The organism is Streptomyces sp. NPDC054849, assembly GCF_053610945.1.
Map to the genome: position 1 here is coordinate 18,636 of NZ_JBSGZI010000105.1, position 10,168 is coordinate 28,803.

Sequence of the window (10,168 nt, forward strand, 5' to 3'; positions counted from 1 at the left end):
AGTGGGCCGACGCGGAGATCACCCCGCTTCGCATACCTTCGGTGACCATGGAAAGGTCCGGCCCCTACCGCCACCTCACCGGTCCCATCAGTACGATCATCGCCGCCATGCGGGTGAGCGAAGTCCGCTCCGTTGTCCGGTTCACCGGTCCGGGCCCGGCGCGGGAAGCCCGAAACGTGCCAGGATGCCGTCTGCCATGACTGCATCCTCCGCTTCCGCCACCGCCGTGTCCCCCGACCCCTCCCACGCGCTGCACTCCCCCGTCATCGCGTGGTTCGAAGAGCACGCCCGCGACCTGCCCTGGCGCCGCCCCGAGGCCGGCCCCTGGGGCGTCATGGTCAGCGAGTTCATGTTGCAGCAGACCCCGGTCAGCCGGGTCCAGCCGGTCTACGAGCAGTGGCTCGCCCGGTGGCCCCGCCCCGCGGACCTGGCCGCCGAAGCCCCCGGCGAGGCCGTGCGGGCATGGGGCCGGCTCGGCTACCCGAGGCGGGCCCTGCGGCTGCACGGCGCGGCCGTCGCGATAACGGAGCGGCACGGGGGCGACGTACCGCGGGAGCACGCACAGCTGCTCGCGCTGCCCGGGATCGGCGAGTACACCGCGGCCGCCGTGGCCTCCTTCGCGTACGGGCAGCGACACGCCGTCCTCGACACGAACGTCCGGCGGGTCTTCGCGCGCACCGCCAACGGGGTCGAGTACCCGCCGAACGCCACCACCGCCGCCGAGCGGCGCCTGGCCCGGGCCCTGCTGCCCGAGGACGAGGACACCGCGGCCCGCTGGGCGGCGGCCTCGATGGAGCTCGGCGCGCTGGTGTGCACCGCCAAGAGCCCCGACTGCGCCCGCTGCCCCGTCGCCGGGCTGTGCGCGTGGCGCCTCGCCGGGAAGCCCCCGCACGAGGGACCGCCGCGGCGCGGGCAGACCTACGCAGGGACCGACCGGCAGGTGCGCGGCAAGCTCCTCGCCGTACTGCGCGAGGCGGTGGGACCCGTTCCGCAGGCCGTGCTCGACACGGTCTGGGACGAGCCGGTCCAGCGGGCCCGTGCCCTGGACGGACTGGTCTCCGACGGGCTGGTGGAACCCCTCGACGGAGGCCTCTACCGGCTCCCGCAGACCTGACCACAGGTCCCGGACGGCTGCCCGGGCCGGCCACCCAGGGCGACGGTCCGGCGACTCCGCGGGGCCGGCGCCCCACCCTCTCGACGCGGGCTTGAGGATGACTTGAGGATTCCGCTTCTGGCGGGGAAACCCCAGCTCACGGCACTGTTACACAACCTATGGGTGTCCGTGCTCCCACCGAAGGCTGGCCCGCACAGGCCCGTGACAACCCCTCCGTACCTTCAGATCCGTAAGACAGCGGGACTACGGGGTTGCACGGAACGGAGGCGGTCTGAGATGGCGCACGGCGAGGTACTCGAATTCGAGGAGTACGTACGCACTCGGCAGGACGCGCTGCTGCGCAGCGCCCGGCGCCTGGTCCCGGACCCCACCGACGCGCAGGACCTCCTGCAGACCGCGCTCGTGCGCACCTACGGCCGCTGGGACGGCATCGCCGACAAGTCCCTGGCCGACGCCTACCTGCGCCGCGTCATGATCAACACCCGTACCGAGTGGTGGCGTGCCCGCAAGCTCGAAGAGGTCCCCACCGAGCAGCTCCCCGACGCCTCCGTCGAGGACGGCTCCGACCAGCGCGCCGACCGCGCCCTGCTGATGGACATCCTCAAGGTGCTCGCGCCCAAGCAGCGCAGTGTGGTCGTGCTGCGACACTGGGAGCAGATGAGCACCGAGGAGACGGCCTCGGCGCTCGGAATGTCGGCGGGAACCGTGAAGAGCACCCTGCACCGCGCCCTGGCCCGCCTCCGGCAGGAGTTGGAGAGCCGGGACCTGGACATGCGCGCGCTGGAACGCGGTGACCACACCATGCGGTACGAGGGGCGTGAGCGGTGCGCGGCCTGAACGGCCAAGGTCTGACCGGTGGTTCTCTGGTCCTGGTGTCGGCGGGGGCGGTCGTCCTCGTCGGCACAGCCGTGTTCGCGGTCGGGTGCGCCACCGGGGGCACCGGCCTGCGCGACGGCGGCCCGGCCCGCACCGAGGCCCTGTCCAAGGCCACGCCCTCCAGCCCGTCCCCCGACGACTCCATCTCGGTCTCGGCCTCCGGCCAGCCGCTGAAGAAGGTCGACCCCGTCGGGCTGCTCATGAGAGACCCCAAGGTCAGCTCCGAGATCAAACGGGACCTCAAGCCGTGCACGGGCAAGGAGTACCCCGTGGACGTGAGCTACGGGAAGGTCACCGGCAGCCCCGTCGTCGACATCGTCGTCAACGTCCTGTCCTGCGCCGACGCCCTGGGCCGCGGCTCCTACGTGTACCGCGCGGACGGCGGGACGTACGAGAATGTGTTCTCGGACGAACAGCCACCCGTCTACGCGGAGATCGACCGGGGCGACCTGGTGGTCACGAAGCAGGTCTACGGAAAGAGCGACGCACTCGCCTATCCGTCGGGCGAGGACGTGATCACGTACCGCTGGAACGGGGAGAAGTTCACCGAGCAGGACCGGGTCCACTCGGAGTACAGCAACGTGGTCGACGGCGGCGGCCAGCCCGCCCCGGCCGCGAGTCAGAAGAACTGAGCACAGAGGAACCGAGGCGAGGCTGCCGCATGGCCGAGACCCATGTCCTGTTCGTGGAGGACGACGACGTCATCCGTGAAGCCACGACCCTGGCGCTGGAACGCGACGGGTTCGTGGTCACGGCCATGCCCGACGGCCTGTCCGGCCTGGAGTCCTTCCGCGCCGACCGGCCCGACATCGCACTGCTCGACGTGATGGTCCCGGGCATGGACGGCGTGAGCCTGTGCCGTCGCATCCGCGACGAGTCCACCGTCCCCGTGATCATGCTGTCGGCGCGCGCCGACTCCATCGACGTGGTGCTGGGCCTGGAGGCGGGCGCCGACGACTACGTCACCAAGCCCTTCGACGGGTCGGTGCTCGTCGCCCGGATCCGCGCCGTGCTGCGCCGCTTCGACCACTCCGGCGGCCAGCAGAACGGCGGCCCCGGCACCCCGGGCCACGATCCGGACGGGGAGCGCGGGGTGCTCTCCTTCGGCGACCTGGAGGTCGACACCGAGGGCATGGAGGTGCGCAGGGCGGGCGCCGCCGTGGCGCTGACGCCGACCGAGATGCGGCTGCTGCTGGAGTTCTCCTCCGCGCCCGGCACCGTACTGTCGCGCGACCGCCTGCTGGAGCGGGTCTGGGACTACGACTGGGGCGGCGACACCCGCGTCGTCGACGTCCACGTCCAGCGGCTGCGCACCAAGATCGGACAGGACCGGATCGAGACGGTCCGGGGCTTCGGATACAAGCTCAAACCCTGACGTGATCCCTCCCCGCTCACACCCTGACGTGATCCCTCCCCGAGAGAGGGATCCCGAGATCCCCATCCTCGCGGGTGGGGGTTCCCGTTTCACCACGGACCGCCCCGACCGAGAGGAGGACTCCCGATGAGGTCTCACCCCCGCTCCACGGACAGCGACCGCCGGCCCGGTGGCCAGAAGGCCGATCGCAGCACCGCCTGTCCTCCCCTGGTCGAGGCCGGGACTCTGCACGCGGGAAGACCGGCATGAGACGGTTCACCCTCCGCACGGGGATCCGCTGGAAGATCACGCTCGCCATCGCCGCCGTCGGCGCCCTCGTCACGATCGCGCTGAGCCTGGTGGTGCACAGCGCTGCCCGCGTGTCGATGCTGGAAAGCGCTCGCGAAGTACAGCTGGACCGCGTGCAGTTCATCTCCCGCAACGTCGACGCGGGGCGCAAACCGCCCATGGGCGCCAAGCTCAACGACCCGGAACTGCCCGCCGAACTGCGGCGCAAGGCCCAGTCGGGGCGGCGCGGGACGTACATCCAGGAGCGGCCGCACGGGCTGCCCGAGGTGTGGGCCGCCGTACCGCTCGGGAACGGACAGGTGCTGTCGCTGCACACGCCGTTCCGGGAGGGCGCCAACCTGATCCCCGACCTGGACCGCGCCCTGGTCGTCGGCGGTCTCGCCGCCGTGATCGGCGGATCGGCGCTCGGCGTGCTCATCGGCGGGCAGATCTCGAGCAGGCTGCGCAAGGCCGCGGCCGCCGCGCAGCGGGTGGCGCACGGTGATCCCGACGTACGCGTGCGGGACGCGGTGGGCGGGGTCGTCCGCGACGAGACGGACGACCTCGCGCGGGCCGTGGACGCCATGGCCGACGCCCTCCAGCAGCGGCTGGAGGCCGAGCGACGGGTGACCGCGGACATCGCACACGAGCTGCGGACGCCGGTGACGGGCCTGCTCACCGCGGCGGAACTGCTTCCTCCGGGGCGGCCGACCGAGCTGGTCCGGGACCGGGCCCAGGCGCTGCGCGCCCTCGTCGAGGACGTGCTGGAGGTGGCCCGGCTGGACAGTGCGTCGGAGCGGGCGGAACTGCAGGACGTGGCGCTGGGCGAGTTCGTGAGCCGGCGGGTGACGTCGCTGATGCCCGAGGCGACCGTACGGGTCGTGGCGGACGAGATCGTCAGCACCGACCCGCGCCGCCTGGAGCGGATCCTGGGGAACCTGCTGGCCAATGCCGCGCGGTACGGGCATCCGCCGGTCCAGGTCGACGTGGAGGGCCGGGTCGTACGGGTCCGGGACCACGGGCCGGGCTTCCCGGAGGCACTGCTGCGCGAGGGGCCGAGCCGGTTCCGGACCGGGTCGACGGACCGCGCGGGCGTGGGGCACGGGCTGGGGCTGACCATCGCGGAGGGCCAGGCGCGGGTGCTGGGTGCCCGGCTGACGTTCCGCAACGTGGCGGCCCCGGGCGGCGTGGAGCGCCAGGGAGCGGCGGCGGGTGCGGTGGCGGTCCTGTGGCTGCCGGAGCACGCGCCGACGGCGACCGGCAGCTTCCCCGTCCTCAAACTGCCGCAGGGCTGAACCGTGCGGGACGGGCCGGACGCGCCGAATGCACCGGGCGGCGAGGGCGGGAGCGGTGCCGGGCCGACCGAACCCTCCCCCGGGGCCGTGACCTAGCATCCGTGGCATGACCGACGGCGCGAATCCCCCGATCACCCCGCAGCCCGAGCCGTCCTCCGGGAGCGGCGCATACGGATCCCGGCCGGGCGCGCAGGACGGATACGGATCCCCGCCGGGGCCGCCCGCGCTGGGCGGATACGGATCCCCGCCCGACGGCGGCTACGGCTACCCGCAGCCCGGGCCGTGGGCCCCGGCCCCGTCCGGCGGGCCGGTCATCCCCCCGGCGCCGCAGCCGGACTGGGAGGCCATGGCCGACCGGTCCGCCGACGAGCGGCGCAGGAAGCGGCTGTGGACGCTGGGCGGCGTCGTGACCGTCCTGGCGCTGCTGGCCGGTGGAGGAACGTTCTTTCTGACGCGGGGCGGTGACCGGCCGGGGCCGGACGACGCCGCCGCCCCGCCACCGTCGTCCGCCTCGCCGGCACCCGGCGCCTCGAAGTCGTCGGCGCCGTACACCGCCACCGTCGAGGGCGACGCGACCCTCCTGCGCGACAGCTACGGCAAGACGGGCATCCGGCTGGGCCCGGACTTCCGGATCGACCCGCTCGGCAAGCGGTTCCAGATCGTGGGGAAGGGCACCGCGAAGTCGTACGCGCAGTCCGCCGAGCCGGTCGTGGACGTGTCGAGGAGCTTCACGGTCGTGGCCCGCGTCTACAGCTCCGGCGCGAAGGGCTCGCGGATCGCCATCAGCCAGGGCGACGGAGAGTCGTTCTCGTTCGAGCTGGGCGTGAACGAGGTGAAGGGCAAGCAGGCCTGGATCTTCCGCGTGCAGACGGGCGACAAGGGCGCCGCGGCGACCACGAGGACCGTCACCGCCGAGGGGCCCACGGTGTTCAAGACCGCCACGACCCTGATGGCCACCTACGACGCCGAGAAGAAGGTCATCGCCCTCTACGTGGACGGCGCGAAGGCCGGCGAGACGGCGGCGGCGGCCATCTGGCAGGCCCCCGGGCCGCTCCAGCTGGGCCGGTCCAAGCACCACGACATCTGGACCGGTCCCTGGCAGGGCGCCCTGCACAACGTCAAGGTCTACGACACGGCGTTCACGCCGGAGCAGGCCACCGCGTACAAGGAGGGCAAGCTCGGCTCGACGCCGAAGCCGACCCACGGCTGGCTGCTGACCTGACCGGACCGGACGCGGACCAGACCTGACCGGACGCGGACCTGGACACGACGACGCCGACCGGCCACCGGGGCCGGTCGGCGTCGGTCAGGGTGCTGGGGGCGCAGGTCAGATGCTGACGCCGTTGGTGCGCAGGAAGGCCACCGGGTTGAGGGCCGAGCCGTAGTTCGGGGTGGTGCGGATCTCGAAGTGCAGGTGCGGGCCGCTGGAGTTGCCGGTGTTGCCGGACAGGGCGATGCCCTGCTTGACGGAGACCTTCTGGCCGACCTTGACGTGGATCTTCGACAGGTGCGCGTACTGCGAGTACTTGTTGTTCGCGTGCTTGATCACGATGGCGTTGCCGTAGGCGGGGCCGTCGCCGCCGCCGTTCGGGCCGGCCTTGACGACGACGCCGGCGGCCACGGCCTTGACCGGGGTGCCGACCGGGACGGCGAAGTCCTGGCCGGAGTGCTTGCGGGCCCACATGCTGCCGCCCTTGCCGAAGGTCGCGGACAGCGTGTACTTCTCCAGCGGCTTGTCCCAGAGGCCGGCCTTCTTCTTCGTCGCTGCGGCGACGTCGGCGGTGGCGGTGGCGGGAGCCGTCTGCGGGGCGTCGGCGAAGGCGGCGGTCGTCCCGGCCCCGAGAGCCAGCACAGCACCGAGGGTTGCGCCGACGGTGATACGGGTAGAACGGGTGATGACGCGCTTCGCGGACATAGAGCAGACCTCCGGGGCCGGGGACGTGGGCGATCACGCCCGTCTCGGGCATGAAGTGACCCGGCACGTTCAGCAATGTGCCGGGTTGGCTCATCTTTGGTAACCCGAATGCCCGGACTTCCCCAAACGTCCCCGTTTACTACCGGGGCTCGTAAGTACTCCAGGGTGATTTGTCCCGTTGACGGGATTTTCAGGGGCTAATGCCCTTGAGTGAGGCCCTTTTGATCTACGAAACCCCCTAGTATGTCCGATTTGCCCTGTGCGGCTTGTCACCGGCCGAGGCCGGGATCCCCCGATTGATGACCATGCGAATGTGACCGGCACTACGCTCCGGGCTCGTGGACGCAACAGCAGCGGGGATCCGGCTGGCTTCGGCGGTCGTGGCGCCCCTGATCAAGAAGCTCTTACGGACCGAAGGCGCGGGCGCGGGCCTGGTCGACCGCCCACAGCGCATCTCCTCCTACGTCTCCTGGCGCGAGAAACGCGACCTCGACGCGGCGGACCTGCGCAAGCTGGCCGACCGCCTGGTGCGCGAGGCCCTGCGGGCCCCCGGCGAGCGACCGCTCCCGCCCGGCGAAGAGGCCGGGGTGGCGGCAGCCTCGCAGCGACCCTCCACGCCCTGGGCGACCTCACCCTCTCCGACGTGGAGGCCGTTCGCCTCGGCCCCGAGCGCTTCGCCCGCCGGCTCCGGGCCGCCGCCCCGCACCCCGGACTCTCCCGGGACGCCGGACTGTTCCACGACCGCCTGGTCGAACTGGCCTGCCTGCACATCCTGAACTTCTTCACCCAGCGCTCCACCTTCGTGGCGGCGACCCTGGTCGAGCAGAGCAAGCTGCACGCCGAGACCATCGCGAAGGTGGACGAGCTGCTGACCCGCCTGCCCCGCCAGGACGGCCGGGACACGGCCTTCGAGGAGCGCTACCTCGCCTACGTGGCCCGCCGCCACTCCACCCTCACCATCTTCGGCCTGGACCTGGAACCGGGCTCCTCCCGCTGGCCGCTGGACGCGGCGTACGTGAGCCTTACGGCCCGGACCGCCGAAGGAGGCGAGGCCGAAGGCGCGCGGAACCCCGCGCCGCGATTCCTGCCCGCCGAGCGGCTCTTCGCCGAACACGACCGGGTCCTGCTGCGCGGTGATGCCGGAGCGGGCAAGACGACGCTCATCCAGTGGCTGGCCGTCTTCACGGGCGGGGGCCCCGGCCACAGGCTCATCCCGTACGTCCTCCCCCTGCGCACCCTGACCCGGCACGGCGAGCGACTGCCCGCGCCCCGTGACCTCCTCGCCGGGACCCCGCTGGCCGGGGAGGCCCCCGAGGGATGGGAGAGCCGCGTGATGCGCGACGGGCGGGCCCTGCTGCTGGTCGACGGCATCGACGAGATCCCCGAGGACGAACGGGAAGGCGCCCGGGACTGGCTCGCCGACCTGATCACCGCCTATCCCGGCAACCGCTGGCTGGTGACCTCCCGCCCCTCTGCGGTCCGGCGGGACTGGCTCTCGGGCGAGGCCTTCACCGAGGTCACCCTGGATCCGATGAGCCCGGCGAACGTACGGGCCTTCATCGAGCGCTGGCACACCGCCGCAGCCGTCCCCGAGGGGTACGCCGACCTGCTGCAGGACTCCGTACGCACCAAACCCGACCTGGCCCGCCTCGCCACCAATCCGCTGCTGTGCGGTCTGATCTGCGCCCTGCACCGCGAGCGCCGGGGATTCCTGCCCACCGGCCGCAAGGAGCTGTACGCGGCCGCCCTGTCGATGCTGCTGCACCGCCGCGACCGCGAGCGGGGCCTGCGGCGGCCCGACCTGGCGGAGGAACCCCAGCTCCAGCTGCTCCAGCGGCTCGCCCACTGGCTGGTCCGCAACGGCCGCACCGAGATGGACCGGTCCCGGGCCGAGGCACTGATCGCCGAACGGCTGCCCGCAGTGCCCGCCGCCGCAGTCCTCGGCGACGCCCGGGCCGTGTTCGCGTACTTCCTGGAGCGCACCGGTCTGCTGCGAGCCCCCACGGTGGACACCGTCCAGTTCGTCCACCGCACCTTCCAGGACTTCCTGGGCGCGCGGGCCGCCCTGGACGAGGGCGGGGTCGACGAGCTGGCCCTCCACGCGGACGACGACCAGTGGGAGGACGTCATCCGCATGGCGGTCGCCCAGGGCCGACCGCGCGAACGCACCGAGATCATCCGGGCCCTGCTGGACCGGGGCACCAACCGGGCCGTGCTCCTCGCCTACGCCTCACTCCAGTACGCGGCAGAGCTCGATCCTGCCCTGCGCGCCGAGGCCGAGGAGGCCGTACGGCACCTGCTGCCGCCCCGGAGCGAGCAGGAGGCCGAGGAACTGGGCCGCACCGGACCGCTGGTGCTGGAGCTGCTGGCCGACCCGGCGACAGCCGACGAGCACGAGGCCTTGATGGCCGTCACGGCGGCCGGCGAGACCCTCTCGGACCTGGCGATCCCCTACCTGGCCGGCTTCCGCGCCTCGGCTTCGGACCGGGTCCGTGCAGCCCTCGTCTCGCTGTGGGTCCGTTTCGACACCCGGGAGTACGCCCGTGCGGTCATCGAACGCCTCGACCCCGCTCCGGTCCTGCGGATCGGCACCGACGAAGAGGCCGACGCCCTGCACGCCTTCGAGCGGCACCCCGGGCTGTTCTTCACCAAGGAGGTCTCCTACCGGGCCCTGTCCGAGCTCTGCTCCCGCGTTCAGGTGGCGTGCATGGGCCTCAACCTCAGAGACCTCCGCAACCTGGACTTCCTGCGCGGGCAGACCTCGCTGGCGGAGCTGGAGGTCATCAGGTGCGGCCGGGACACCGATGTGACGGGTTTGCGCGGTCTGCCTCTGCGGGTGGCCCGTCTCTCCGTGTCCGCCCCAGGGCTGCACGACGTCATATCGAGCTGGACCCGCCTGCACGCGCTGGAGCTGTACACACCGCTGCACTGGTCGGCCGGCAGTCTGCCGCCCGGGGCGGCCATGGAGATTCTGCGCCTGGACGCTCCGACGATCGACGTGACCGGCCTCGGCCGGCACACGGGGCTACGCGTCCTGAACCTCGGATACCGCTGGCGGCCGGCCGGGCCGGCGGACTGGGTGGAGCTGTCGCGGCTCGAACAGCTGGAGGAGCTCGCCGTACCGGACGAGGTACTGGAGGGTCTCGTCGAACACGTCCGGCTGCCGTCGCTGCGGACCCTGCGGCTGTACGGGGACGAGGAGCTGCCGCCCCGGCTGGAGGAACGGGTGGCGCAGCGGTTCCCCGACGCCGAGATCGAGCCGCACAGCACGGCGTACGAGCAGTAGTCCCAGGGGAAAAGGGGCGGCCCCGGAACCCTATGGGTCA

General features: G+C 72.2%; 8 protein-coding genes and 1 pseudogene. 8 read left to right on the plus strand and 1 reads right to left on the minus strand.

Annotated features, from left to right (window positions below; genetic code table 11):
• Positions 1–196: 196 nt before the first annotated feature.
• The 6 genes from ACWGIF_RS31715 (at position 197) to ACWGIF_RS31740 (ending at position 6,149) form a co-directional block, all read left to right on the plus strand.
• On the plus strand, positions 197–1,114 hold the full coding sequence (locus ACWGIF_RS31715; protein WP_453502637.1) for an A/G-specific adenine glycosylase: 918 nt from the start codon (positions 197–199) through the stop codon (positions 1,112–1,114).
• A 276-nt stretch (positions 1,115–1,390) separates the two neighbouring features.
• Positions 1,391–1,951, plus strand: a complete 561-nt coding sequence (locus tag ACWGIF_RS31720; RefSeq protein WP_453502638.1) for a SigE family RNA polymerase sigma factor — start codon at positions 1,391–1,393, stop codon at positions 1,949–1,951.
• Complete coding sequence (locus tag ACWGIF_RS31725; RefSeq protein WP_453502639.1) at positions 1,939–2,622, plus strand: hypothetical protein; 684 nt, start codon at positions 1,939–1,941, stop codon at positions 2,620–2,622. The genes ACWGIF_RS31720 and ACWGIF_RS31725 overlap by 13 nt, the downstream gene beginning before the upstream one ends.
• A 29-nt stretch (positions 2,623–2,651) precedes the next feature.
• A complete protein-coding gene (gene cseB / locus ACWGIF_RS31730; protein ID WP_453502640.1) occupies positions 2,652–3,365 on the plus strand; it encodes a two-component system response regulator CseB in 714 nt (237 codons plus the stop codon).
• A 245-nt stretch (positions 3,366–3,610) separates the two neighbouring features.
• Positions 3,611–4,927, plus strand: coding sequence for a two-component system sensor histidine kinase CseC (gene cseC, locus ACWGIF_RS31735; protein WP_453502642.1), 1,317 nt, complete (start codon positions 3,611–3,613; stop codon positions 4,925–4,927).
• Positions 4,928–5,033: 106 nt separating this feature from the next.
• Positions 5,034–6,149, plus strand: a complete 1,116-nt coding sequence (locus tag ACWGIF_RS31740) for a LamG-like jellyroll fold domain-containing protein (protein WP_453502643.1) — start codon at positions 5,034–5,036, stop codon at positions 6,147–6,149.
• A 105-nt stretch (positions 6,150–6,254) separates the two neighbouring features.
• On the opposite strand, the gene ACWGIF_RS31745 is transcribed toward ACWGIF_RS31740, so the two are convergent.
• Positions 6,255–6,842: a M23 family metallopeptidase gene (locus ACWGIF_RS31745; RefSeq protein WP_453502645.1), complete on the minus strand. Its 588-nt coding sequence runs from the start codon at positions 6,840–6,842 to the stop codon at positions 6,255–6,257.
• A 380-nt stretch (positions 6,843–7,222) separates the two neighbouring features.
• Between ACWGIF_RS31745 and ACWGIF_RS31750 the strand changes: the two are divergent.
• Together ACWGIF_RS31750 and ACWGIF_RS31755 are read left to right on the plus strand one after the other, a co-directional pair.
• Positions 7,223–7,653, plus strand: a pseudogene (locus ACWGIF_RS31750) (NACHT N-terminal Helical domain 1-containing protein); the annotation flags it as partial.
• A gap of 204 nt (positions 7,654–7,857) precedes the next feature.
• The gene (locus ACWGIF_RS31755) at positions 7,858–10,128 is read left to right on the plus strand and encodes an NACHT domain-containing protein (RefSeq protein ID WP_453502649.1); all 2,271 of its coding nucleotides are present in this window, start codon (positions 7,858–7,860) and stop codon (positions 10,126–10,128) included.
• Positions 10,129–10,168 lie beyond the last annotated feature (40 nt).